Origin of the sequence: Rhodococcus sp. A14 (assembly GCF_011603105.1) — a bacterium.
In the GTDB taxonomy this organism is placed as follows: domain Bacteria; phylum Actinomycetota; class Actinomycetes; order Mycobacteriales; family Mycobacteriaceae; genus Rhodococcus_F; species Rhodococcus_F opacus.
Genome location: NZ_JAAOQS010000039.1, coordinates 17,656 through 41,197 on the forward strand (window position 1 = coordinate 17,656; position 23,542 = coordinate 41,197).

Sequence of the window (23,542 nt, forward strand, 5' to 3'; positions counted from 1 at the left end):
TGACCTTGCCCTACACTACCCGCGCGTCATCAATATTGACGAATTCCTCAAACTTGGCAACTACTCCACTCCGCGAGCAGTCGCCACATCGGTCCAGCCTAATGGCCGAGGATCTTGATCCCGACCACGAGAACGCCCACACCGACCAATCCTGTTACGGTGAACAGCTGTTGCCACCAACGTAATTGGGCCATTCGCACGGCGAGTAGAGCAATTACGCCAAGTTCGACGACGAGGATCCACATCGCGATCCACATCGCTGTGGATGTGCTCAGTAGTCCGACGGCGGCTGCGACCAATGCCAGCAGGGGCAAGACCGCGGCCTCCACGATCTGGCCGGAAGCCTGGAGCATCCGCAGCGCTGCCCGTCCGCGCGGAGCACGGTGGTACGCGCCGAGGTGTGCTACCCAGTCGGCCAGCAGGCTCGCTGCCCAGAGCCCGCCGGTTGCCACCGCGACATCGAGGACCCGCGCCCATGGGCTCGTCTCGGGAGCCGTATAGCGGACGAGGACGGCGAGCGTCGCCAAACACGTCATCGCGCCGTACACACGCTCCCGCAGGAGCGCGACGACATGCGCCACGGGAATCTCTTCCCGATTCGTCTCGCTGGCCCCGCCAGTCACTTCAGTCACCACGCGAATCGGTTGGAATCTGTCTTGTCCGAGCAATCGTTGCACCGATCCCATTCCAGCCATTCGTATCCCGTCGACAAACCGTCTGCCCGCAGCGGTCGAGGGCCTCCTCCACTACCGCGTGAAAGAGCTCCTCCTCGGCCCGGAAGTGGTTCGCGCCGTGCGCGGTTCCAGGCGCTTCGGTGGCTCGGGGACCTGCTCGATCATGCCTGCGCGCTCATCTCCTGATCCGCCTGACCTCGCCCCACCCTAGCGCCCGTCATCAATATTGACGAATTCCTCAAATACTCTTGACTGACGATATGGTCGTAAGTGACGATATCGTCATAAATCGAAGGGAGTGGTCAATGAGTGTCCACCATGACCCGCATACCGGTCTGCACAGTGAGCAGGGCGCCCTGGCGGGCGAACACCGGGGGCGGGCCGCCGAGCCGATCATCAAGGTGCATGACCTCGCGTGGCTGGAGTTCGAGAAGCCCGACCTCGAGCGGGCGGAGGCGTTCGCCCATGCCTTCGGTTTTACGACGGCGCTCCGCACCGCACACGAACTGCAGTTGCGCGGTACAGACCCCGGCTCGCCCTGCGTGCTCATCCGCCGAGGCCCGCGGTCGCGGTTCGTCGGTCCAGCCTTCCGGGCAGCCGACTCGACCGACGTGCTGCGATTGGCGGACGCGGTCGGAGGTGCGGTCGTGCCCCTCCCCGAGAGCCTGGGCGGGATCACGGTCGATCTCACAGATCCCAGCGCTTTGGGAGTCCGCGTCGTGTCCGACACGTTCGAGTTGCCGGCGCTGTCCGATCAGGCCCCGCTCCCACTGAATTTCGGACACGACCGCGAGCGGGTGAACGCCCCTCAGCGGCCACCCCGCACGCCGGCCGCCGTGCAACGGCTCGGTCACGTCGTGCTCCAGACGACGACGTACCTCGAAACACTCAACTGGTACCTCGAGCACCTCGGACTGATCGTCAGCGACTTCCTGTACTACCCCGGTCAACGGGCCCGGGGCCCGATCATGAGCTTCATCCGCTGCGACCGGGGCGCCACGCCCACCGACCATCACACGCTCGCGATGGTTCTCGGCCCGGCCAACCGCTATGTGCATTCGGCATATCAGGTCGCCGACCTCGACTGCCTCGCCGCTGGTGGCGAATACCTGCTCGACCGGGGCTACCGCCGGTCCTGGGGCATCGGCCGGCACATTCAGGGCAGCCAAATCTTCGACTACTGGCGAGACCCTGACGGATTCATGGTCGAGCACTTCAGCGACGGCGATCTTTTCGACAGCACACTCGACGCGGGCTGGGCACCGATGACCGCGTCCGGACTGGCCCAGTGGGGGCCGCCCGCCACCAAAGACTTCCTCGGATTGAACCCCGGTCGGGAATCACTCCAGGAATTGCGCGCCATTGTCAACGCGCTGCGCGCCGACAACGAATTCGACCTCCACCGCCTCCGCGGCCTTCTGAAAGTTGCCAGCTCATGACCATCTCCGTCCTCCGCACCGTCGACGCCTGGTGGGTCGTCACACCCACGGGTGCCGCACGGGTAGACACCGAGGCCACCACCACCGCCCAACTGCTCGCCGACCGGCCGGCCGTCGAGGCAGCGGCGTCCAGCGAGGGCACCGTGGCCGTCGAGACTCTCTCGTTGCTCTCCCCGGTCACCGCCCCCTGCCGGGTGGTCGCACAGATGACGAACTTCGCATCGCACGTCGAGGACGCCGGGATGAACCCCGACACCATTCCGTTGACCTTCTTTCGAAAGTCCTCCGGGTCGATCAGCGGCCCCAATGACGACGTGATCCGTCCTGCCCATGTCCGACTGCTGGACTACGAGGTGGAGATCGGGCTCGTCCTCGCCCGCGACATCCCGGTCGGGACGGCGATCACGGCAGACACTCTCGCCGATTACGTTGCCGGGCTGGTCGTCACCAACGACATCTCCGCGCGCGACATTCAGCTTCCGAAAACGCAGTTCTACGAAGGCAAGTCATACCCGACGTTCACCCCGGTCGGCCCCGCCCTCGTCCTGCTGGACGGCGACGAGCTGAAGCGGTTCACCGACCTGCGCCTGCGGCTCTGGGTCAACGGTGAGCCGCGCCAGAACATGACTGTTGCCGATATGATCTACCAGCCGACCGAGACTCTGCAGGCGCTGACCCGGTTCCAACGCCTCGATGCCGGGGACTTACTGCTGACCGGAACACCGGTCGGGACGGCACTGAGCGCGCCACCGAAGCCGATCGCAATCCTCTCCTCCCTGCTGCCGCCGGCAGTCAAATGGAAGCTCTTCTTCGCGGGCCAGGCCAAGAACTCGAACTATTTGCAGGACGGCGACCTCATCGAAGCCACCGTCTTCACGGACGACGGGACCATCGACTTGGGGCGCCAGCGCACGGTGGTGAGGTACGCGCGATGACCACCGACCTGCTGTGGCCGCGTTACGCGGTTCCCACAGATCTGACGACGATCGAGGCCGTGCCGCTGCGCGATCGGGGGCTTCCGGAGTCCACCTATGCGTTGCTCACCCGAGCGGCCCGCATGTGGCCGGATCGCCTCGCGCTCACCGTCCTACCGGACGGTGCACGGTGGCGGGAGCCGGTGCAGCGTAGTTTCTCCGAACTACTCGACGATGTTCATCGTTACGCGAACCTGCTCCATCGTCTGGGCGTACGGCGCCGGGACGCGGTCGCCGTGATGGCGCCCAACTGCGCCGAGTTGATCCCCGCGACTCTCGCCGCACAGCTTGCCGGCATCGCTGCTCCCATCAACGCCGCGCAGTCGCAGCAGCACATCGCTGAATTGCTGCGCCGCTCAGGTGCCCGGGTACTCGTCGCGGCAGGACCGGAACTCGCGCCCGAGACATGGGAGGCCGCGCACCGGATTGCCGTGAGCGGGACGGTGGACGCCGTGCTGGTCTTGCGGCCCACCGGCGCAGCCGGCGCTCCTGCGGACCTGCCCGAGGTCGACGGAGTGCGGATCGGCTATCTCAGTGCGCTGGCGGCCGATATCGATTCCTCCGACTTCGTCGGTGATCCCCCCCGTGGGTTCGACGTGGCCGCACTGTTTCACACCGGTGGTACCACCGGTGTTCCGAAGCTGGCCGCCCACACCCACGACAACGAGGTCGCCGATGCCTGGATGCTGGCCGCGAACTCGTCGTGGGACTCGGACTCCGTCGTTTTCGCCGCCCTGCCGCTGTTCCATGTCAATGCCTTGATGGTCACGCTGCTGGCGCCGCTGTTCAAGGGCCAGGGTGTGGTGTGGGCCGGCCCGCTCGGCTATCGCGACCCGGACTTGTCCAGCGAATTCTGGAAGATCGTCGAGCACTACCGCATCGCGTCGATGAGCGCGGTGCCCACCGTATACGCGGCCCTCGCGCAGCGCCCGGTCGATGCCGACATCAGTAGTCTGCGATTCGCCATGGTGGGAGCATCGCCTCTACCGACCGCGCTCATCGAAAAGTTCCAGGACCACACGAGTGTGCCCCTCCTCGAAGGCTACGGACTGACGGAGGCAACCTGCGCGACTGCACGCAGCTTCACCGACGCGCCACGTCCTGGCTCGGTCGGGGTACGGATGCCCTATCAGCAGGTCAAAGTGGTACGCGTCCGCGAAGACGGCACCTGGGAAGACCTGCCCACCGGAGCGACCGGAGTGCTGGCGATCAGCGGTCCGACGGTGTTCGCCGGTTATGTTTCCGGCCACGACGAACACGGACCCGTTCTCGACGGCATGGGCAAACTGGTCGACGGCTGGCTCGACACCGGCGACCTGGCGCGCGTCGACAGCGACGGTTTCATCTACCTGGTCGGACGCGCGAAGGACGTTATCATCCGGGGCGGGCACAACATCGATCCAGCGGTCATCGAAGACGCTCTTCTGACCCATCCGCAGGTCACCGCAGTCAGCGCGGTGGGACGCCCCGATGCCCATGCCGGCGAAGTGCCCGTTGCCTACGTCACCGTTGTCGCTGACGCCGGTATCACCGCTCACGAGCTACAAGCCTGGGCGGGCGAGCGCGTCCCCGAACGGGCCGCGGCACCCAAGGCGGTCACCATCCTCCCCGCGTTGCCCGTCACGGCGGTAGGCAAGCTCTACAAGCTCGCACTGCGCGCCGACGCGACACGGCGCGAACTCGAGCATGCCCTCGCCGCCGTCGCAGGCATCGACAGCATCCATGCGTCCGTCGAGGACGGTTCGATTCTCGCCACTGTCGAGATCGATGGATCTGTCGGCGAACCGACGGTCAAGGCGATCCTGGACCGATACGCGATCAATTGGAAGGTCACGGTGCGCACATGACCACCGCATCACTAGTTCTGGCACTCTGCCTCGCAGTCTTCTACCTCCTGCTCGGCGTCGGCAAGATAGCGGCGACCTCGCCGATGCGGGAACGAGCAGCCCACGTCGGTATGCCCGTCAGCACGTATCGGGGTATCGGTGCGCTCGAGGTCGCCGGTGCCGTCGGTCTCGTGATCGGCGGACTCGTGCCGGCGCTCGGCGCCGCAGCCGGCATCGGGCTGCTGCTCCTGATGGTGGGCGCCGTCGTCACACACGTACGGAACGGTGACGGATTGCGAGAGATGGCGCCCGCCATCGTCGTCGGCGTAGCTATCGTGGCCTACCTCGTAGTCCTGTTCGGATCGATCCGATGAGCGAACGGGTCGTCCCGGTCGTCATCGTCGGTGCCGGGCCTACCGGACTGACCGCCGCCACGCTGCTGGCCCAGTACGGTGTCGAGTGCCTGATACTCGAGCGCTGGGAGGGCGTCTATGCGCAGCCGCGGGCGGTCCACCTCGACGGTGAGATCCACCGGATCGTGGCGCACCTCGGGATCGCCGAAGAGTTCGCGACGATCTCCCGGCCGTGCCTCGGGTTGCGGCTTCTCGACCGGAACATGCGCGTTCTCACCGAGTTTCACCGAGACCCTGGCCCGGGCGTACACGGCTACCCCGAGGCCAATATGTTCGACCAGCCGCAGTTCGAGGAGATCCTGCGCGCCAACCTGAAACGGCACCCGAAGGCCTCCCTGCGCGGCAACGTAGCGGTCACCGGGCTGACCGACGACACGCCCGGCACCATTCGCGTCGACTTCACCGACCGAAGCACCGGTATGCAGGAATCGGTGCAGGCCAGATATGTCCTCGGCTGCGACGGCGCCAACAGTCTGGTCAGAGACCAGATTCAGGCAACGATGCGGGACCTGAAGTTCGACCAACGCTGGCTGGTTGTCGACGTCGCGACCACCGCCGACCTCAGCGAGTGGGAGGGCGCCCACCAGGTGTGCGACCCCGTGCGCGCGGCAACATACATGCGGATCGGACACACGCGCTACCGCTGGGAGTTCCGGCTCGAACCCGGCGAGACCGCCGACGACTATCGCGACATGGCTCGACTGCAACCCCTCATCTCGCCGTGGACACGGAAAACACCGGTCGACGACCTGACGCTTGTCCGCGTGGCCGAGTACACCTTTCGAGCCCAAATCGCGGACCGATGGCGCGACCGGCGCGTGTTCCTTCTCGGCGACGCCGCCCATCTCACACCGCCGTTCATCGGACAGGGGATGGGGGCTGGGATCCGCGACGCGATGAACCTCGCATGGAAACTTGCCGGCGTCCTCACCGGGGATCTGCCGGACAGCGCACTCGACACCTACGAGATCGAACGCAAACCCCACGCGCTCGCACTGATCCGGCGCGCCAAGCTCGTCGGGATGGCCATGACCGAAGGCGGCGAACTCGGTAACCTCATCCGTCGCATCGTCCTACCGCTGCTGCACCGTATCCCGGGCCTCGGCGACAAGATCATGGACGGCGAGACCCCGGCCCTTCACCGCTCCACGCTGATAGAACGACCTCGACTACGCAGAAGCCGAGCGGGCCGCCTGATCCCGAATCCGGACCTCGGCCAGGGTCGCCGATTCGCCGAGGTCGTCGCAGGCCGGTTCGCGGTTGTCACCTCCCTCTCCCCGACCCCGACACAACGCACCGACATCGAACAACGCGGCGGCACAGTCCTGCTGGCTCGACCCGGCACCGATCTGCACCACTGGCTACACCGCGCCCGCGCCCGCGCCGCCGTCATCCGGCCCGACGGCACCGTCCTGAGTAGCGGCAACGACCTGTCTGCCGTCTGCACCACCCTCCCCCGCTTCCCCACCGACCACGTGCCGACGTTCCTCACCCAGTGACCCGCCCCGGCGGGCGCGAGCACGCGATATTCGCTCGTCCGGCGCACCATTCGACATCGAAAATCGCTGCGTACCAGTCGAAGTGATTCGCGTCATAAAATACCCGCCCGTAACCTACGGGACCGTAACTTACGGTACCGTAGGTGCATGGCGATATCGGACATCAAGGAGTACGCACACCTGACGGACGCCGACGTCGAGGCCATCGGCCGCGACCTGGATGCGATCCGACGGGACATCGAGGAATCCCGCGGGGCACGCGACGCCCTGTACCTCCGCAACACCATCCGGCTGCAACGCGGACTGGAACTCGGCGGCCGGGCGGTGCTCTTCGGCTCCCGCAAGCGTTCGCTGTGGGTGCTGGGCACCGGGATGCTCTCGTTGTCGAAGATCATCGAGAACATGGAGCTCGGGCACAACGTGATGCACGGGCAGTGGGACTGGATGAACGACCCCGAAGTGCACTCCGTGAACTGGGAATGGGACAACGCCGATCCGTCGGCGCACTGGAAGATCACCCACAACTACGCGCACCACAAATACACCAACGTCCTCGGGATGGACGACGACGTGGGATTCGGCCTGCTCCGCGTCACCCGTGACCAGCGCTGGAAGCCGTTCTACCTCGGCAACCTCGCCTACAATGCGATCCTCGCGGCGCTGTTCCAGTACGGCCTCGCCATCCAACTGCTCGAGCTCGGCAAAGTGACCCGGGGCCGGGACGACCGTGAACTCACCAGGAAGCGCGGCAAGGAAGTGCTCGCCAAGCTCGGCAGGCAGACCCTCAAGGACTACGTCGTATACCCGGCACTGACGGGCAAGGCATGGAAGTCCACGGCCAAGGCGAACGCGACCGCCAACCTCGTCCGCAACCTGTGGACCAACGCCGTGATCTTCTGCGGTCACTTCCCGGACGGCGCCGAGAAATTCACCAAGACGGACGTCGACAACGAGACGCACGCCCAGTGGTACCTGCGGCAGATGCTCGGCTCCGCGAACATCTCGGGCGGCCCCGTCATGGACTTCATGACCGGCAACTTGAGCTATCAGATCGAGCACCACGTCTTCCCGGACCTGCCGTCCAACCGCTACCACGAGATCTCGATCCGCGTGAAGCAGCTGTGCGAGAAGTACGACCTGCCGTACACGACCGGCCCGCTCGCAGTGCAGTACTGGAAGTCGTGGCGCACCATCGCGAAGCTCTCGCTTCCCGACAAGTACCTCACGGACACCCGCGACGCAGCACCCGAAACCGCGTCCGAAGCCGGGTTCGGCGGTCCCCCCGCCACCGATCCACTCACCGGCCGCCGGATCGGCCTGGCGACGACGATCGAGAAGAAGCGCAAACGCGGTGTCGTCCGCCGAATCCTCGGAATGCGCTGACCAACTCCGGGGGCAATGTGCTGCATCCCGACTCATCGAACACCTGCCACTGAGTACTGACATAGAACACGTGTCAGATCTATCCCCCGCGACACCTCCCGCTGTAGCATTCGGGGATGAGTCGAGTAGGTAGCTACAGTGACGATGACGTGGCCGGTTGGCTGTCGATCTCACCCGAGCTGGGTGGTGCACTCGGGGCATTCACGGACGCCGTGTACAACCGGAACCGGTTACCGTTACGGGTCCGGGAGATCGCGCGAATGGCCGTCGCGGAGGCGAACGAGTGTGCCGTGTGCCTCGGCACCCGCGACAGGAGTGGCGCCGATGCGGGGATCGACGAGCACTTCTACGATCACGTTCTCGAGTGGGAGTCGTGGCCGGGGTACAGCGCCGAGGAGCGGACGGCGGCCGAGTTCGCCCACCGGTTCGCCACCGATCACACCGCGCTCCGCGACGACGAGGACTTCTGGGCGCGGTGTCACGAGCATTTCTCCGACGAGATCCTGACCGACCTGGCGCTGTCGTGCGCGTTGTGGCTGGGGACGGGCCGGGTGCTGCGGGTGCTCGACATCGGTCAGACGTGCAAGCTCACGCTCTGAGCGCTCCGATTCTCATTCCCACTCCCGTTGTGGGAGGACGTCCTCCATGAACCTGCGCAGCGCGGGGTTCCGGTTGTCCGAACGCCAGGCGGCGTTCATCTGGACGGGCCGGTCGCGGACGGCGGAGACGGGGCGGAACACGACCCCTTCCGGGTGCATCGTCTGCGCGGATTCGGGGACGAGGGCCATGCCCAGCCCGGACCGGACGAGCACCAGCATGGTGTGCACCTGCGTGACGTACTGGACGTAGCGCGGGGAGGCACCGACGATCGTGAACGTGCTGATGAGCAGTTCGTGGAAGTACCGGGCATCGACGGGCGAATACATGACGACGGGCTGATCGTCGAAATCCTCCACCGCCAGCTGCTCGGCGTCGGCGAGGGGGTGACCGGCCGGCAGCGCGGCGACGAGCCGCTCGTGATGGATGGGGCGCGTGTCGATGCCGGGGCGGGTGAGGATGGGGCGGATCAGCCCGAGGTCCAGTTCACCACTGATCAACGATTCGATCTGCACGGAGGTGACCATCTCCCGCAGAACGACTTTCACATCCGGCAGTCGGTCGCGGGCCGCCTCGAGCAACCTCGGCAGCACCGCGTGCGCGGACGCGCCGGTGAACCCGACGACGACGGTGCCGAGGTCGCCGGCCGGCACGCGCCGCACCGTCAGGGCGGCACTCTCCGACAGACTCAGGATGCGCCGGGCGTCGGGCAGGAACGCCGTACCGGCGGCGGTGAGGGTGACGGATCGGCTGGTGCGGTCGATCAACTGCACGCCGAGTTCGCTTTCGAGCTGCTGGATCTGACGGCTCAGCGGCGGCTGCGTCATGTGCAGGCGCTCCGCGGCGCGACCGAAATGCAGTTCCTCCGCGACGGCGATGAAACACGACAGCCGCGCGAGGGAGAACATTCGATCCACTCCTTTGCCTCGGGGTGGACTCAATGTATCCCACCCGGAAGGCGCCGACCGAGACCGCGGTCGGCGCCTTTCGTGAGACAGCTACCAGCGAGGACAGGTGTTCTCGAACGTCGGGTCCACCGACTTCATGTACCCGGTGTCGTCGCGGTCCCGCACCCCGCAGTCCAGGTACTGCTGGTGCAGGGCGGCGAGGGCGTCCTCGTCGATCTCGACACCGAGCCCCGGCGTCGTCGGCACCGGGACCGCGCCGTCGACGAACTTCAGCACACCGGGCTTGACGACGTCCTCGGTCTTCCACGGCCAGTGCGTGTCACACGCGTACGTGAGGTTCGGTGTGGCGCCGGCGAGATGCACCATCGCGGCCAGGCTGATGCCCAGGTGCGAGTTGGAGTGCATCGACAGGCCCAGGCCGAAGTTGTCGCAGATACCGGCGAGCAGCCGCGACCGCTGCAGGCCACCCCAGTAGTGGTGATCCGACAGCACCACCTGGACGGAATCCTTCCGCACGGCAGGCTCGAGCTGATCGAACGCGACGACGCACATGTTCGTGGCCAGCGGCATCTTCGCCTCACGTGCGACCTCGGCCATGCCGTCGAGGCCCGGCGTCGGGTCCTCGAGGTATTCGACGATGCCGTCGAGTTCCGACGCAACCCTGATCGCCGTGTCGACGGTCCACGCGGCGTTCGGGTCGAGACGCAGCGGCAGGTCGGGGAACGCGGCGCGCAGCGCCTTGATGCCGGCGATCTCCTCGTCCGGCGAGAACACGCCGCCCTTGACCTTGATGGCCTCGAAGCCGTACTCGCCGATCATCTTCTGCGCCTGACGGACCAGACCGTCGGGGTCGATCGCCTCGCCCCATTCGTCGGGTTGGGCGCCGGGGTGCCCGGCCCACTTGTAGAACAGGTAGGCGCTGAACGGGACGGCATCGCGTACCTTGCCGCCGAGCAGATCGGAGACCGGCCGGCCGAGGGCCTTGCCCTGCACGTCGAGGCACGCCACCTCGAACGGGGAGAACACGCGGTCGGTGGTACTGGCCGTGGTGATCATGCCCGCGACCCCGTCACCGCCCGTGACGGTCAGGGTGGCAATCTTCTCGTCGATCGCCGCGCGGATCGCGTTGAGCGCGAACACGTCCAGACCGACGATCGCTTCGGCGGCCGCCTCGAGCCGGATGAGGTGGGCGGTGTCGGCGTACGTTTCACCGAGGCCGACGAGCCCGCCGTCCGTGTCGAGCTGAATGATCGCACGCAGCGCATAGGGCTGGTGCACTCCGACGGTGTTGAGGAGCGGCGGGTCGACGAACGCGACGGGCGTGATCCGTGCGCCGGTGATTCGGATGGGTGCGGCAGTCATCAGACCGCCGCCTGCACGGCGAGTGCGTCGGCGAGAACGGCGCGCCCGGCTGCGGTGATCTGCGCGAGTTCCCGCAGGTGGGCCTCGCTCGTCGGGACGAGCGGCGGCCGCACCGACCCGGCGTCGATACCTTCCATCGCGACCCCCGACTTGATCAGCGACACCGCGTATCCGGGCACCTGGTCACGCAAGCGCACCAAGGGGTGGAAGAAGTCGCGGAGCAGCGCGTCGGTGAGTTCCTCGTTGCCGGATTCGAGCGCCTCGTAGAACCCGAGAGCGAGTTCGGGCGCGAACGCGAACGTCGCGGACGAGTACAGCGTGACACCGATCGCGCGGTACGCCTGCTGGGTGACCTCGGCGGTGGGCATGCCGTTGAAGAACAGGAACGGCTTGCCGGAGGGGGCGAGCGCGTCCTTCACCGCACGGACGATGCGGCCTACCTTGTCGAGATCACCGGTGCCGTCCTTGAACCCGACCACGGTCGGGAACTGCGCCACCTCCACGGCGGCCGCCTCGTCGAACCGGGCGTTGCCGCGGTTGTAGACGACGAGCGGGAGGTCGGTGGTGTCGGCGACCGCGCGGGTGTACTCCACCAGCCCGGCCTGCGGCATCGTCACCAGGTACGGCGGGAGCAGCAGGATGCCGTCGGCGCCGTTGGCCTTCGCGCTGGCGGCGAACTCCTTGGCCTGCTGCACCGAGCCGCCGGCCCCGGCGAACACGGGGACGCGTCCGGCGACGACCTCGGTGGCCTTGGCGACGATCTTGCCGAACTCCTCCAGCCCGAGGGCGTGGAATTCTCCGGTGCCGCAGGCGATGAAGACGCCTCCGGGGCCCGCGTCGACACCCTTGGCGACGTGCTCGGCGAGCCGGTCGTAGTCGACGTCGCCGGATGCGGTGAACGGGGTGACGGGGAAGAACAGGACGCCGTCGAGCATGGGGAACTCCTTCACGAAGGGAAAATCAGGCTTGGGTGAGTCGGCCGTCGATGCGACGCCACAACTGGTCGGGGTTGCCGTCGGCGATGGCGGCGGGGAGCAGCGAGCTCGGAACATCCTGGTAGGCAACGGGACGCAGGAACCGTTCGATCGCCAGCGAGCCGACGGACGTGGTGCGCGAGTCGGATGTCGCGGGGTGTGGGCCACCGTGCACCATCGCGTGGCCGACCTCGACCCCGGTGGGCCAGCCGTTGAACAGGATTCGTCCGGCCTTGAGTTCGAGGACGGGCAGCAGTCGTCCGGCCTCGTCGAGATCGGCGTCGTCGACGTGGACGGTCGCGGTCAGCTGGCCTTCCAGTTTCGCTGCCACGGCACGCACCTGCTCGGCGTCGCGGCACTTGACGATCAGGCTGGACGAGCCGAATACCTCCTGCTGCAACACCTCCGAGCCCAGGAACGTGTCGGCGTCGGTGCTGAACAGCGCGGCCCGGCCGGTGTTCGGCGCGTCGGATTCGGTGCCGCGCGCCTCCACGGTGGCCTCGCCGGTGAGCGCGGTGACGCCGTCCGCGTAGCAGCCGGCGATGTTCGGGGTGAGCATCGGGGTGGGGGTGCTCCCGGCGACGGCGGCGCTCGCGGACTCGACGAACGAGGTGAGGCCGGGACCGTCGACGGCGATGACGAGTCCGGGGTTGGTGCAGAACTGTCCGGATCCGAGCGTCAGGGATGCGACGAATGCGCGCCCGAGGTCGGCGGCGCGCGTGGTGAGCGCGTTCTCGAGCACGAACACCGGGTTGATCGAACTCATCTCCGCGTACACCGGGATGGGTTCCGGACGTGCGGCGGCAGCGGCGACCAGAGCGGTTCCACCGGAACGTGATCCGGTGAATCCGACGGCCTTGATGCGCGGGTCGGTGACGAGTGCGGTGCCGAGCCCGCGGCCCGAGCCGAACAGCAGGGAGAACGTGCCCGCGGGCATGCCGGTGCTCGCGACGGCGTCGGCGATGGCACGGCCGACGAGTTCGGAGGTGCCGGGGTGCGCGTCGTGAGCCTTCACGACGACGGGGCAGCCCGCCGCCAGCGCGGACGCGGTGTCGCCGCCGGCGACGGAGAAGGCGAGGGGGAAGTTGCTCGCGCCGAACACCGCGACGGGTCCGAGCGGCACCTTCCGCTGCCGGATGTCGGCACGGGGCAGGGGCGTCCGGTCGGGCATCGCGGGATCGATGCGGGCGCCGTTCCAGCCGCCGTCACGCAGGACGCCGGCGAACAGCCGCAGCTGTCCGGACGTGCGGCCCATCTCACCGGTGATGCGGCCCTGGGGAAGTCCGGATTCGGCGCACGCCCGGGCGATGAGCGTCTCGCCGAGGGCCTCGATGTTGTCGGCGATCGCCTCGAGGAACTGGGCGCGCTTCTCGCTGCTCGTGGCGCGGAACGGCGCGAACGCGTCGGCGGCGGCGGCGCAGGCGGCGTCGACGTCCCGTTCGTCACCGTGCGCGAAGCCGGGTTCCAGCCGGCCGTCGGTGGTGGGGTCGATGCCGTGGATCGTCGTGCCGGAACCCTGAACGGGCTTCCCTGCGATGATCATCTGTCCGGTCACGTCGGTCCGGTTCACCGTTGCTGTCATGATTCAAGTCCTCGAGTTCTCGTCTGCGTTTCGTATGTGCCGGGGAGAGGTCACTTGGCTGCCACGGTGGGCTCGTCGGAGCCCACCTCTGCCAGGTCGGCGACGTCGTCGATGTCTTCCTTGTCTCGCCGGAAGTAGGTCACCGCCGCGGCGGCGGCCAGGGCGAAGAGCGACAACACGACCAGGCCCATCGTCACCGTGCCGGTCTGCTCCTTGATCACTCCGAAGCCGAACGGGGCGACGAAGCCACCCAGGTTGCCCAGCGAGTTGATGATCGCGATCGCCGGCGCCAGCACCATCGGGTGGAGCGTGCGCTGCGGAATCGACCAGAAGAGCGGGCTCGCGCTCTTGAATCCCATCGTCGCGACGCACAGCAGCGGAAGCGCCAGCCAGGGCGTGACGAACGCGGCGGCCATCGTGCCGATACCGCCGATGAGCAGCGCGGCGACGAGGTAGGGCTTGTGCCGTCCGGTGCGGTCGGCGGAGCGGTTGGAGAAGTACATCGCGAAGATCGCGCAGATCCACGGCAGCGAGGAGAGCAGTCCGACGGTGACGTCGGTGGTGCCCGGGATGCGGCGGATGATCGACGGCAACCAGAACGTGTTGGCGTAGATCGCCATGGTGATCGCGAAGAAGATGCCGCAGCACACCAGGATCCGCGGCTGCAGGAGCAGCTTCCAGCGCGAGCCCGACTCGCCACGCTTCGCGGACGCCTCACTGCGCAGCACGTCTTCCTCGGCGATGACAGCCTGCAGGTCGTGCTTTTCCGCGCCGGTGAGCCACTTCGCGTCGTCGATCTTCGAGTCGAGCAGGCGGTAGGCGAAGCAACCGACGACCACCGACAGCAGTCCCTCCAGCGCGAACATCCACTGCCAGCCGTGATGCCCGCCGAGTCCGTCGAGGGACAGCAGCGGTCCGGACAGCGGTCCCGAGATGGCGGCCGCGATGGAGGACCCGGCGATGAACAGTGCCGTGGCGCGGCTGCGGTGGTTGTTCGGCAGCCAGCGGGTGAAGTAGAAGATGATGGCCGGGAAGAAGCCGGCCTCCGCGACACCGAGGAGGAACCGCAGGGCGTAGAACATCTCCGGGCCGTTGACGAACGCCATCGCCGCGGACACCAGGCCCCACGAGATCATGATGCGGGTGAGCCACACCTTGGCGCCGAACTTCTCCATGAGCACGTTCGACGGGAGTTCGAAGATCGCGTAGGCGATGAAGAAGACACCCGCACCGAATCCATACGCCGCAGCGCCGATGCCCACGTCCGCCTCGAGATGCGTCTGCGCGTAACCGATGTTGGACCTGTTGAGCTGGTTGCAGATGAGCATGACGATGAACAGCGGGACGACGCGACGGAAGATCTTGGAGACCGCGCTGTCGACTGCCGGGGAAACGGCGAGGGGGAGGGTCATCGGTGACTCCTCTCTGTGCTGGCGCTGGTGGTGCGGGGAACGTTGGAGGACTCCGATCACGCCCGGCTACCAGGCGTGACCTGAGTCATAGGAATCACGCTAGAGGCATGTTCGATACATGTCCAAGTCAAAGATTCTCGTTATCGATGCCGAAGTTGAATCGACGTGGTTCCTGCTAGTTTCCTACCGTGAGCGCCGACGCAGTCACCTTCGAGTTCGTCCGCACGACCCGCGAATTCTTCCCTCAACTGCAACGATGGCTCCGCGAACCACACGTCGCGCGGTTCTGGAACCACGACACCGCAGACGCCGACATCGAGCGCGACTTCGGCGGCAGCATCGACGGCACCGAGCCCTGCGAGGACTTCCTCGTCCTGCGAGACGGCCTGCCGTTCGGGTTCATCCAGCGGTACCGGATCGCCGACTATCCCGAGGACCTCGCGCTCCTCGCCGCCCTCGTCGAGATCCCACCGGGAAGCATCTCCATCGACTACTACGTAGGCGGCCCGCAGCACACCGGCCAGGGGCTGGGAACCGCGATGATCAGCGCGTTCGTCGCCAAGTGCCGGGCCGACCTACCCGACGCCACCGCGATCGTCGTCCCCGTCGTCGTCCCCAACCGGGCGTCGTGGCGCGCGCTCGAGAAAGCCGGCTTCCGCCGCGTCGGCGAGGGCTACCTCCCACCGGACAACCCGATCGACGACGGCGCCCACTACATCAGCAGGCTCGATCTGGACGAGGGCCGGCCGATTCACCCGGTGTCGCCCGCACGCTGAGCGCGCCAGCGACTCGGGCTGCACCCGAACCGCCCACTGAACCAGCGGGAGAAGTTGCTCGGCGCCGAGAACGCCAGCACGTCCGCGATCTCGGTGAGACTCAGGCGGGGATTCGCGACCATCCGTTCGGCGAGTTCGACGCGGGTCGCGTCGAGGACGGTCGAGAACGTCTCCCCGCTCTCGGCGAGGCGGCGATGCACCGTTCGCCGGTCGACCCCCAGACTGCGAGCCACTTGCTCGACGGAACAGCGGCCCGTCGGCAACAGTAGTTCGATCAGCTCGCGGACCCGGCTCACGATCGTCACGTCGTCCGACGGCTCCCACGAGTCGAGGAGTTGCTGGGTGTAGCGACGGAGCAGTGGATCGGACATCTTGTTCGGCTCAGCCAGGTCGCCGGCGTCGATGACGATGCCCGCGAACTCGTGGTCGAAGTTCACCACCGGCCCGAACAGACGCCGGTGGGTAGCCGTGTCCGCGGGAGCCGGATGAGGGAAGCAGACGGCGAGCGGTTTCCAGCCGCCCCCGAGGAAGCCGCGCAGCAGCCGGTGCAGCACTCCGACCGCCAGTTCCACCGACTGCCGCGTCTCGGTTGCCTCTCCCACGTCCAGTTCGACGCGCAAGGTCGCGAGACCGTTCGACTCGGACATCCGCGTCTGCAACGCCTCGTTGTACGTGTGCGTGTACCGCGTGAGCACGCGCAGGGCGCTGCGGACGTCGGGTTCCTCGCGCACGACGAGGCTGAGAGGGCCGAGGTTGGAGAACTGCCGGCGCTCGGCGAGGCGCACCCCGAAGTCTTCGTGCCCGGACGCCTCCACCGACTGCTCGAGGAGGTGCGCGATCGCCGCGGCCGGGATCCATCGGTCCTGCAGTGCGAGGCCGGACGGATCGAGACCGACGGACCTCATCAACGGCACCGGATCGACACCGAGCGACCGGCACAGCTCGAGGTATCCGTTCAGCGACGCGTAGCGCGCAAGGGGTTTCATGCCACCTCCAATGCCCTGTCCCAGAATGATAGGCCGTCTGTCCCGTCAGGATAAGCAATCGACCGGATGCGCCCGTACTGTTAGGTGCATCACAGAAGCGGTCGGAGAGGTGATCCGCCACACCGGGTCACCCCCGCCCCGCCCGACCGCGACCGGTCCGGCGGCACCGCACCGATCATCACATCGAAGAGGAGAAATACTGTGGCACAGGCTGTTCGGTTCTACGAGCACGGCGCTCCAGAAGTCATGAAGTGGGAGAACGTCGAGGTCGGGGAGCCCGGTCCCCACGGGGTCCGGATCCGGCACGAGGCCGTCGGACTGAACTTCGCCGACACCTACTTCCGCACCGGCCTGTACCCGGCCGAGTTGCCCGCGGGGATGGGAGTGGAGGCGGCCGGTGTCGTCGAGGAAGTCGGCTCCGGCGTGACCCACGTGCAGGTCGGTGACCGCGTCACCTACACGGGCAGCCCCCTCGGCGCCTACAGCACCGAACGCGTGATGCCGGCCGCACCGCTGATCCCGCTGCCCGAAGCGATCCGCTTCGACACCGCGGCCGCGATGACGATGCGCGGTCTGACCACGGCCTACCTGCTGCGGCGCATCCACCCGCTGAAGGCGGGCGACACCGTGCTCCTGCACGCGGCGGCCGGCGGCGTCGGCCTGATCTTCACGCAGTGGGCAAAGTTGCTGGGCATCAACGTGATCGGCACCGTGTCCACCGACGAGAAGGCCGCGATCGCCCGCGCCCACGGGTGTGAGCACGTGATCGTCTACACCCGGGAGAACGTCGCCGAGCGGGTTCGGGAAATCACCGACGGTGCCGGCGTCCCCGTCGTGTACGACAGCATCGGCGAGTCCACCTTCCAGACCTCGCTCGACTGCCTCGCCCGGCGCGGACTGCTGGTGTGCTTCGGAACCGCCTCCGGACCGATTCCTCCGATCAACGCGATGCAGTTGGCCGTCAAGGGTTCGCTGTTCGTCACCCGACCCGCGCTCGCCGACTACATCGCCGACCCGGCGGAGCGCGCCGAACTCGCCGGTGAACTCTTCGGGCACGTCGAGGCCGGCCGGATCCGGATCGAGATCAACCAGAGCTACGGGCTCGAGGACGCCGTCCAGGCGCACCACGATCTCGAATCCGGCCGCAGCATCGGCTCCTCCGTGTTCCGACTCTGACAGCGCGCCACCACATTCACCCCGACGGAGACACCACCATGACCGACACCGCGCAACTGACCTACTCGCCCGAACCGCACACGATCCTCTCCCCTTCCGGATCCTTCCGATTCGCACCGCTCACCTGCTCGATCGGCGCCGAACTGTTCGACGTGAACCTCGGTGACGCCGCCCGCGACGACGCCCTGTTCGCCGAACTGCGGGAACTGCTGCTCGAGTACAAGGTTTTGTTCCTCCGCGACCAGGACATGTCCCGCGCCGAGCACGTGGCGCTGGCCGAACGGTTCGGCCCGCTCGAGGACCACCCCGCCGTGGGGAGCGACCCCGACCACCCGGGGCTGGTGCAAATCTACAAGGACCTCGACAGCCCGGCCGAGCACTACGAGAACGCCTTTCACTGCGACGCCACCTGGCGGGAGAACCCGCCCATGGGCTGCGTGCTCCGCTGCGTGGAGACGCCCCCGATCGGCGGAGACACCATCTGGGTGAACATGGCCCTGGCGTACGAGAAGCTTCCCGAGCAGGTCAAGAAGCAGATCGACGGACTCCGCGCCCGGCACAGCATCGAGGCGTCGTTCGGTGCCGCGCAGCCGCCGGAACAGCGGCAGGCGCTGCACGAGAGGTTCCCCGACGCCGAGCACCCCGTGGTGCGCACGCACCCCGAGACCGGCGAAAAGATCCTGTTCGTCAACGCTTTCGCGACCCACTTCGTCAACTACCACACCCCCGAGCACATCCGGTACGGCATCGACTACGCGCCCGGCAGCAGCAACCTGCTCAACTACCTGATCAGCCAGGCGTCGATTCCCGAGTACCAGGTGCGGTGGCGCTGGACGAAGAACAGCGTCGCGATCTGGGACAACCGTTCCACCCAGCACTACGCGGTCCAGGACTACTGGCCCGCCGTCCGCAAGATGGAGCGCGCCGGCATCATCGGCGACCGGCCCTTCTGAATTACTCACTGCCCCTTTTCATCAGATCCGATTTCGAACGGAGAACACCATGCACTTCCACGACGACGCCCTCTTCCCCGAGGCCCAGGAGAAGCTGGTCATCACCTGTGCCCCGTACGGTCCCGAGTGGGAGCCGGACGACTTCCGCGAAGACCTGCCGCTGACGATGGACGAGCACGTCCAGAAGGCAGTGGACTGCTACGAGGCCGGCGCCACCGTCCTGCACATCCACGTCCGTGAGCTCGACGGCAAGGGCTCCAAGCGGCTCTCGAAGTTCAACGAGTTGCTCGCCGGACTGCGCCAGGCGGTGCCGGACATGATCCTGCAGGTCGGCGGATCGATCTCCTTCGCACCCGAAGGCGAAGGGGCGGATGCGAAGTGGCTCTCGGACGACACCCGGCACATGCTGGCCGACCTCGATCCCGCACCCGACCAGGTGACGATCGCGATCAACACCTCGCAGATGAACATCATGGAACTCATGACCGCCGACGACATCGCCGGCACCTCGATGGAGCGGCCCGAGCTCGCCGAGGCGTACCGGGAGATGACGGTCCCGGCAGGCCCGGCGTGGGTCGAGGAGCATCTGCGTCGCCTGCAGGCGGCCGGAATTCAGCCGCACTTCCAGCTGTCGAGCATCCCCCAGCTCGAGACCGTCGAGCGGCTCATCCGGCGCGGGATCTACACCGGTCCGCTCAACCTGACCTGGGTCGGCATCGGCGGCGGCTTCGACGGCCCCAACCCGTACAACATCATGAACTTCATCCAGCGAGTCCCGGACGGTGCCTGCCTGACCCTCGAGACCCTGATGCGCAGCGTGCTGCCGGTCAACGCGATGGCGATCGCGATGGGCCTGCACCCCCGTTGCGGTAACGAAGACACCATCTGGGGACGCAAGGGTGAGAAGATGACCTCCGTCCAGCAGGTCGAGCAGTTGGTCCGCGTCGCAGGTGAATTGGGTCGCGAGGTGGCCACCGGCAAGGAGGCCCGCGACATCTACCGGATCGGCCAGACCTACGCCGATGCCGACGAGACCCTCGCCAAGCTCGGCTACGCGCCCAACCGCCGTCCCGGACAGGTCGGCTTCACCCACCACGCCTGATTTTCGGCGCCGGGGGATTTTGCATCACGCCGGGGAGAGAGCCGGACAGACCGCCGCTCACACGAGCACGGCCGGCTCTCTCCCCACCCCTTTATCACTCCTGACGGCCATAGGAGGCCTCATGGGACTGCCTGCCACCACCGCCCTGAACACCACCACCCCGAATACCGCCACCGGGAGCACCGCTCCGGCCTCTCGGTCCCGGTTCTATCCGTGGATCGTCTTCGCACTCACCTTCGGTCTGCTGCTGTCGGACTACATGTCCCGGCAGGTACTCAGTGCCGTCTTCCCGCTCCTCAAAACCGAATGGACGCTGACAGATTCCCAGCTGGCGTCGCTCAGCAGCGTCGTCGCGCTGATGGTCGGACTGCTGACCCTCCCGCTGTCGCTGCTCGCCGACCGGTGGGGTCGCGTGAAGAGCCTCGTCCTGATGGCCGTGCTCTGGAGCATCGCCACCCTGCTCTGTGCCGTGGCGAGCAGCTACGAGCAGATGCTCGGCGCCCGCTTCCTGGTCGGCGTGGGTGAAGCCGCCTACGGCAGCGTCGGCATCGCGGTGGTTCTCAGCGTGTTCGCCCCGCGAGTGCACTCCACGCTCAGCGGCGCCTTCATGGGCGGCGGATCGTTCGGGTCCGTGATCGGCGTCGCCCTCGGCGGCGTGATCGCCGTCAACCTCGGCTGGCGCTGGTCGTTCGCCGCGATGGCCGTCTTCGGGCTCATGCTCGTCGCCCTGTTCCGGGCTCTGGTCTCCGAACGCAAACTTGCTCAGCATGCGGCCGACGACGACCCGGCCGACGCACCCGGCCCCGCCGGATTCCGGGCGCCGATCTCGAGCCTGTTCACCACCCCCGCCGTCGTGTTCGCCTACATCGGTGGTGGTCTCCAGATGTTCACCGCAGGTGTGCTTCTGGCGTGGCTGCCGAGCTTCTTCAACCGGTCTTACGGTCTCGCCCTCGACAAGGCCGGTGCGATGGCCTCGATCTTCGTCCTCCTCGTCGGCAGCGGCATGGTGGTGTGCGGCATCATCACAGACCGCGTGAGCCGCAACGATCCCGCTCGGAAATGGACCACCGCGGTGGTCTTCGGAGTGATCTCCCTCGTCTTCCTCGGCGCCGGGTTCCAGTTGCCGACCGGCGCGCCCCAACTGGTCCTGATCGGTATCGGAGCCTTCTTCTCCGCCGGCTCGTCCGGCCCCATCGCCGCGATGGTCGCGAACCTCACCCACTCGTCGGTGCGCGCCTCGGCCTTCGGCACGCTCACCCTGGCGAACAACCTCCTCGGACTGGCACTGGGACCCTTCGTCGTCGGGGTGCTGGCCGACCGCTTCGGCCTGGTCACTGCCTTGCAGATCGCTCCCCTGATCTACATCGTCGCGATCGTCGCCCTCGTCCTCGGCAAGCGCGCCTACCCGGCCGGACGCCGCAAGCTCGCCGCCCTCACCGCCGCACCCGCCTGATCCACCTCCGAAGAACTGGAGTCGACCGTGACCACCTCCACCTCCACCGCACCGACCGTGGTGATCGTGCCCGGACTGCGCGACCACGTCGCCGACCACTGGCAGACGTTGCTCGCCGAGAGACTCGACACCGTGCGGACGGTGCCGCCGCTCGAACGGGACAAGCTCAGCCTCGCGGCCCGGGTCGCCGCACTCGACGCCGTCGTCGCGGACATCGACGGCCCGGTCGTGCTGGTCGCTCACAGTGCGGGAGTGGCGATCACCGTTCACTGGGCCCAGCAGTCCACCCGCCCGGTCCAGGGCGCCCTGCTGGCCACCCCACCGGACCTCGAGGAACCACTACCCGCGGGGTATCCCACCCCCGAGGAACTCGAGCAGGGTGGCTGGGATCCCGTCCCCCGCCGCCGGCTGCCGTTCCCCAGCATCGTCGCCGCCAGCACGAATGATCCGATGGCCCGATTCCGCCGGGTCGCCGGGATGGCCGAGTCGTGGGGCAGCAAGCTCGTCGACCTGGGTGCCGTCGGACACCTCAATCCCGCCGCCGGTTACGGGTACTGGCCGTACGCCGAGGAACTGCTCCGGGAACTGATCGAGAGCACGGTCGTTCCCGGGCTGGCGAACGCTGGTGGACGATGACGCGCAAGGTCTTCGGTTCGGCAGCCGAAGCGGTCGCGGACATCCCGTCCGGTGCGTCGCTGGCGGTCGGCGGGTTCGGGTTGTGCGGAATCCCGGACGAGCTGATCGCCGCGATCGCCGCCGGTGACGCCACCGATCTGGAGGTGTTTTCCAACAACTGCGGCGTCGACGGTCACGGACTCGGCATCCTGCTCTCCCGCAGTCGGATTCGCCGCGTCACCGCGTCGTATGTCGGGGAGAACAAGGAATTCGCGCGCCAGTACCTGTCGGGTGAGCTCGAGGTCGAACTGACGCCGCAGGGAACCCTGGCCGAGAAGCTGCGCGCCGGCGGTGCGGGGATCCCCGCGTTCTTCACCCCCGCCGGGGTCGGAACGCCCGTGTCCGACGGCGGGCTGCCGTGGCGGTACGCCGCCGACGGATCGGTCGCCATCGCGTCTCCGCCGAAGGAGGTCCGCGAGTTCGCAGGCCGCCAGTACGTGCTCGAGGAGTCGATCACCGCCGACTTCGCACTCGTCCACGCCCGCATCGGCGACGCCGAAGGCAACCTCGTCTTCGCCAAGGCCGCAGGCAACTTCAACCCGCTCGCCGCGATGGCCGGCCGCATTTGTATCGCGCAGGTCGAGCAGCTCGTCGAGCCCGGGGTCCTCGACCCGGCGCGGGTACACCTGCCGGGGATCTTCGTCGACCGGATCGTCCACACCGGGGCCCAGGACAAGCAGATCGAGAAGCGCACCGTCGCCGCGAGGAAGGACTGACATGACGACCATCGTCGAGACGATCGGCTGGACCCGCGAGGACATGGCAGCCCGTGCCGCCCGGGAACTGTCGCCGGGTGAGTACGTCAACCTCGGTATCGGGCTGCCCACACTGATCCCGAACTTCCTGCCCGCGGGGTTCGACGTGACGCTGCACAGCGAGAACGGCATCCTCGGCACCGGCCCGTATCCGGACGAGGACGCGGTGGATGCGGATCTGATCAACGCCGGCAAGGAAACGGTCACCGTCAACGCGGGCGCGTCGTTCTTCGATTCGGCGCTCAGCTTCGGGATGATCCGCGGCGCCCACATCGACACCGCCGTCCTCGGAGGAATGCAGGTCTCCGCGGCCGGCGACCTCGCGAACTGGATGGTTCCGGGAAAGATGGTCAAGGGCATGGGCGGTGCGATGGACCTCGTGCACGGCGCCCGCAAAGTCATCGTGGTCATGGAGCACTGCGACAAGTCCGGTGCCCCGAAGATCGTCGAACGCTGCACCCTGCCTCTCACCGGACGCAGTGTCGTGCATCGGATCATCACCAACCTGGCCGTCGTCGACGTCACCGAAACCGGCCTGGTGTTGCGCGAGTGCGCGCCCGGGGTCACCGAAGACCTGGTGCGCGCCGCCACCGCAGCGGCGCTGTCGTAGCGCTCCTCCCACC

Annotated in this window: 22 protein-coding genes; 15 read left to right on the plus strand and 7 right to left on the minus strand. The window is 67.2% G+C overall.

Annotation, left to right across the window (positions count from 1 at the left end; genetic code table 11):
* Window positions 1-98 precede the first annotated feature (98 nt).
* Window positions 99-686 carry a hypothetical protein gene (locus tag G9373_RS21015; RefSeq protein WP_065488444.1) on the minus strand — a complete coding sequence of 196 codons (588 nt, stop codon included), beginning with the start codon at window positions 684-686 and terminating at the stop codon, window positions 99-101.
* A gap of 293 nt (window positions 687-979) precedes the next feature.
* Here G9373_RS21015 and G9373_RS21020 point away from each other — a divergent pair, with 293 nt between their 5' ends.
* The 7 genes from G9373_RS21020 to G9373_RS21050 all read left to right on the plus strand — a co-directional run bounded on the left by G9373_RS21020 (window position 980) and on the right by G9373_RS21050 (window position 8,807).
* Window positions 980-2,113 (plus strand): VOC family protein, encoded by a 1,134-nt coding sequence (locus G9373_RS21020; protein WP_120660010.1) that lies wholly within the window; start codon window positions 980-982, stop codon window positions 2,111-2,113.
* Complete coding sequence (locus G9373_RS21025) at window positions 2,110-3,048, plus strand: fumarylacetoacetate hydrolase family protein (RefSeq protein ID WP_167116692.1); 939 nt, start codon at window positions 2,110-2,112, stop codon at window positions 3,046-3,048. Before G9373_RS21020 ends, G9373_RS21025 begins: the two co-directional genes overlap by 4 nt.
* The gene (locus G9373_RS21030) at window positions 3,045-4,934 is read left to right on the plus strand and encodes an acyl-CoA synthetase (protein WP_005567255.1); all 1,890 of its coding nucleotides are present in this window, start codon (window positions 3,045-3,047) and stop codon (window positions 4,932-4,934) included. Before G9373_RS21025 ends, G9373_RS21030 begins: the two co-directional genes overlap by 4 nt.
* Window positions 4,931-5,287 (plus strand): DoxX family protein, encoded by a 357-nt coding sequence (locus G9373_RS21035; protein ID WP_005567253.1) that lies wholly within the window; start codon window positions 4,931-4,933, stop codon window positions 5,285-5,287. The genes G9373_RS21030 and G9373_RS21035 overlap by 4 nt, the downstream gene beginning before the upstream one ends.
* Window positions 5,284-6,825 carry a bifunctional 3-(3-hydroxy-phenyl)propionate/3-hydroxycinnamic acid hydroxylase gene (locus G9373_RS21040; protein WP_167116695.1) on the plus strand — a complete coding sequence of 514 codons (1,542 nt, stop codon included), beginning with the start codon at window positions 5,284-5,286 and terminating at the stop codon, window positions 6,823-6,825. The genes G9373_RS21035 and G9373_RS21040 overlap by 4 nt, the downstream gene beginning before the upstream one ends.
* A 147-nt stretch (window positions 6,826-6,972) precedes the next feature.
* On the plus strand, window positions 6,973-8,208 hold the full coding sequence (locus G9373_RS21045; protein WP_167116698.1) for a fatty acid desaturase: 1,236 nt from the start codon (window positions 6,973-6,975) through the stop codon (window positions 8,206-8,208).
* Window positions 8,209-8,324: 116 nt separating this feature from the next.
* The gene (locus G9373_RS21050; RefSeq protein ID WP_005567250.1) at window positions 8,325-8,807 is read left to right on the plus strand and encodes a carboxymuconolactone decarboxylase family protein; all 483 of its coding nucleotides are present in this window, start codon (window positions 8,325-8,327) and stop codon (window positions 8,805-8,807) included.
* A 12-nt stretch (window positions 8,808-8,819) separates the two neighbouring features.
* Here G9373_RS21050 and G9373_RS21055 read toward each other — a convergent pair whose 3' ends face one another.
* The 5 genes from G9373_RS21055 to G9373_RS21075 all read right to left on the minus strand — a co-directional run bounded on the left by G9373_RS21055 (window position 8,820) and on the right by G9373_RS21075 (window position 15,043).
* Entirely contained in the window at window positions 8,820-9,713 is an 894-nt protein-coding gene (locus G9373_RS21055) for a LysR substrate-binding domain-containing protein (protein WP_005257699.1), read from the minus strand.
* A 90-nt stretch (window positions 9,714-9,803) separates the two neighbouring features.
* Complete coding sequence (locus G9373_RS21060) at window positions 9,804-11,075, minus strand: glucarate dehydratase family protein (protein WP_005567249.1); 1,272 nt, start codon at window positions 11,073-11,075, stop codon at window positions 9,804-9,806.
* Window positions 11,075-12,010 carry a 5-dehydro-4-deoxyglucarate dehydratase gene (locus G9373_RS21065; protein WP_005567248.1) on the minus strand — a complete coding sequence of 312 codons (936 nt, stop codon included), beginning with the start codon at window positions 12,008-12,010 and terminating at the stop codon, window positions 11,075-11,077. Before G9373_RS21065 ends, G9373_RS21060 begins: the two co-directional genes overlap by 1 nt.
* 25 nt (window positions 12,011-12,035) lie before the next feature.
* The gene (locus tag G9373_RS21070) at window positions 12,036-13,631 is read right to left on the minus strand and encodes an aldehyde dehydrogenase (NADP(+)) (protein ID WP_167116702.1); all 1,596 of its coding nucleotides are present in this window, start codon (window positions 13,629-13,631) and stop codon (window positions 12,036-12,038) included.
* A 50-nt stretch (window positions 13,632-13,681) separates the two neighbouring features.
* On the minus strand, window positions 13,682-15,043 hold the full coding sequence (locus G9373_RS21075; RefSeq protein WP_005567246.1) for an MFS transporter: 1,362 nt from the start codon (window positions 15,041-15,043) through the stop codon (window positions 13,682-13,684).
* A gap of 188 nt (window positions 15,044-15,231) precedes the next feature.
* Here G9373_RS21075 and G9373_RS21080 point away from each other — a divergent pair, with 188 nt between their 5' ends.
* Entirely contained in the window at window positions 15,232-15,819 is a 588-nt protein-coding gene (locus G9373_RS21080; RefSeq protein WP_133985851.1) for a GNAT family N-acetyltransferase, read from the plus strand.
* Here the strand turns inward: G9373_RS21080 and G9373_RS21085 are convergent.
* Entirely contained in the window at window positions 15,795-16,805 is a 1,011-nt protein-coding gene (locus G9373_RS21085) for an AraC family transcriptional regulator (RefSeq protein ID WP_065488426.1), read from the minus strand. The two genes, G9373_RS21080 and G9373_RS21085, sit on opposite strands and share 25 nt — an antisense overlap.
* A 201-nt stretch (window positions 16,806-17,006) precedes the next feature.
* Here G9373_RS21085 and G9373_RS21090 point away from each other — a divergent pair, with 201 nt between their 5' ends.
* The 7 genes from G9373_RS21090 to G9373_RS21120 all read left to right on the plus strand — a co-directional run bounded on the left by G9373_RS21090 (window position 17,007) and on the right by G9373_RS21120 (window position 23,529).
* Complete coding sequence (locus tag G9373_RS21090) at window positions 17,007-17,981, plus strand: quinone oxidoreductase (RefSeq protein WP_007296272.1); 975 nt, start codon at window positions 17,007-17,009, stop codon at window positions 17,979-17,981.
* A gap of 38 nt (window positions 17,982-18,019) precedes the next feature.
* Window positions 18,020-18,934, plus strand: a complete 915-nt coding sequence (locus G9373_RS21095; RefSeq protein ID WP_005567241.1) for a TauD/TfdA family dioxygenase — start codon at window positions 18,020-18,022, stop codon at window positions 18,932-18,934.
* A 49-nt stretch (window positions 18,935-18,983) separates the two neighbouring features.
* Window positions 18,984-20,036: a 3-keto-5-aminohexanoate cleavage protein gene (locus tag G9373_RS21100; protein WP_005567239.1), complete on the plus strand. Its 1,053-nt coding sequence runs from the start codon at window positions 18,984-18,986 to the stop codon at window positions 20,034-20,036.
* Window positions 20,037-20,157: 121 nt separating this feature from the next.
* On the plus strand, window positions 20,158-21,489 hold the full coding sequence (locus tag G9373_RS21105; RefSeq protein WP_005567237.1) for an MFS transporter: 1,332 nt from the start codon (window positions 20,158-20,160) through the stop codon (window positions 21,487-21,489).
* A gap of 27 nt (window positions 21,490-21,516) precedes the next feature.
* A complete protein-coding gene (locus G9373_RS21110) occupies window positions 21,517-22,125 on the plus strand; it encodes an alpha/beta fold hydrolase (RefSeq protein ID WP_167116705.1) in 609 nt (202 codons plus the stop codon).
* On the plus strand, window positions 22,122-22,880 hold the full coding sequence (locus G9373_RS21115) for a CoA transferase subunit A (RefSeq protein ID WP_167116708.1): 759 nt from the start codon (window positions 22,122-22,124) through the stop codon (window positions 22,878-22,880). Before G9373_RS21110 ends, G9373_RS21115 begins: the two co-directional genes overlap by 4 nt.
* 1 nt (window position 22,881) lies before the next feature.
* Window positions 22,882-23,529 carry a CoA transferase subunit B gene (locus G9373_RS21120; protein WP_065488417.1) on the plus strand — a complete coding sequence of 216 codons (648 nt, stop codon included), beginning with the start codon at window positions 22,882-22,884 and terminating at the stop codon, window positions 23,527-23,529.
* Window positions 23,530-23,542 lie beyond the last annotated feature (13 nt).

What these genes read in the sequence shown, in the direction of transcription:
- G9373_RS21085 (WP_065488426.1), bottom strand. Translation starts at nt 16,805, where the DNA reads ATGAAACCCCTTGCGCGCTACGCGTCGCTGAACGGATACCTCGAGCTG.
- G9373_RS21025 (WP_167116692.1), top strand. Translation starts at nt 2,110, where the DNA reads ATGACCATCTCCGTCCTCCGCACCGTCGACGCCTGGTGGGTCGTCACA.
- G9373_RS21115 (WP_167116708.1), top strand. Translation starts at nt 22,122, where the DNA reads ATGACGCGCAAGGTCTTCGGTTCGGCAGCCGAAGCGGTCGCGGACATC.
- G9373_RS21040 (WP_167116695.1), top strand. Translation starts at nt 5,284, where the DNA reads ATGAGCGAACGGGTCGTCCCGGTCGTCATCGTCGGTGCCGGGCCTACC.
- G9373_RS21060 (WP_005567249.1), bottom strand. Translation starts at nt 11,075, where the DNA reads ATGACTGCCGCACCCATCCGAATCACCGGCGCACGGATCACGCCCGTC.
- G9373_RS21045 (WP_167116698.1), top strand. Translation starts at nt 6,973, where the DNA reads ATGGCGATATCGGACATCAAGGAGTACGCACACCTGACGGACGCCGAC.
- G9373_RS21050 (WP_005567250.1), top strand. Translation starts at nt 8,325, where the DNA reads ATGAGTCGAGTAGGTAGCTACAGTGACGATGACGTGGCCGGTTGGCTG.
- G9373_RS21070 (WP_167116702.1), bottom strand. Translation starts at nt 13,631, where the DNA reads ATGACAGCAACGGTGAACCGGACCGACGTGACCGGACAGATGATCATC.
- G9373_RS21075 (WP_005567246.1), bottom strand. Translation starts at nt 15,043, where the DNA reads ATGACCCTCCCCCTCGCCGTTTCCCCGGCAGTCGACAGCGCGGTCTCC.
- G9373_RS21035 (WP_005567253.1), top strand. Translation starts at nt 4,931, where the DNA reads ATGACCACCGCATCACTAGTTCTGGCACTCTGCCTCGCAGTCTTCTAC.
- G9373_RS21055 (WP_005257699.1), bottom strand. Translation starts at nt 9,713, where the DNA reads ATGTTCTCCCTCGCGCGGCTGTCGTGTTTCATCGCCGTCGCGGAGGAA.
- G9373_RS21015 (WP_065488444.1), bottom strand. Translation starts at nt 686, where the DNA reads ATGGGATCGGTGCAACGATTGCTCGGACAAGACAGATTCCAACCGATT.
- G9373_RS21095 (WP_005567241.1), top strand. Translation starts at nt 18,020, where the DNA reads ATGACCGACACCGCGCAACTGACCTACTCGCCCGAACCGCACACGATC.
- G9373_RS21120 (WP_065488417.1), top strand. Translation starts at nt 22,882, where the DNA reads ATGACGACCATCGTCGAGACGATCGGCTGGACCCGCGAGGACATGGCA.
- G9373_RS21020 (WP_120660010.1), top strand. Translation starts at nt 980, where the DNA reads ATGAGTGTCCACCATGACCCGCATACCGGTCTGCACAGTGAGCAGGGC.
- G9373_RS21030 (WP_005567255.1), top strand. Translation starts at nt 3,045, where the DNA reads ATGACCACCGACCTGCTGTGGCCGCGTTACGCGGTTCCCACAGATCTG.
- G9373_RS21100 (WP_005567239.1), top strand. Translation starts at nt 18,984, where the DNA reads ATGCACTTCCACGACGACGCCCTCTTCCCCGAGGCCCAGGAGAAGCTG.
- G9373_RS21065 (WP_005567248.1), bottom strand. Translation starts at nt 12,010, where the DNA reads ATGCTCGACGGCGTCCTGTTCTTCCCCGTCACCCCGTTCACCGCATCC.
- G9373_RS21105 (WP_005567237.1), top strand. Translation starts at nt 20,158, where the DNA reads ATGGGACTGCCTGCCACCACCGCCCTGAACACCACCACCCCGAATACC.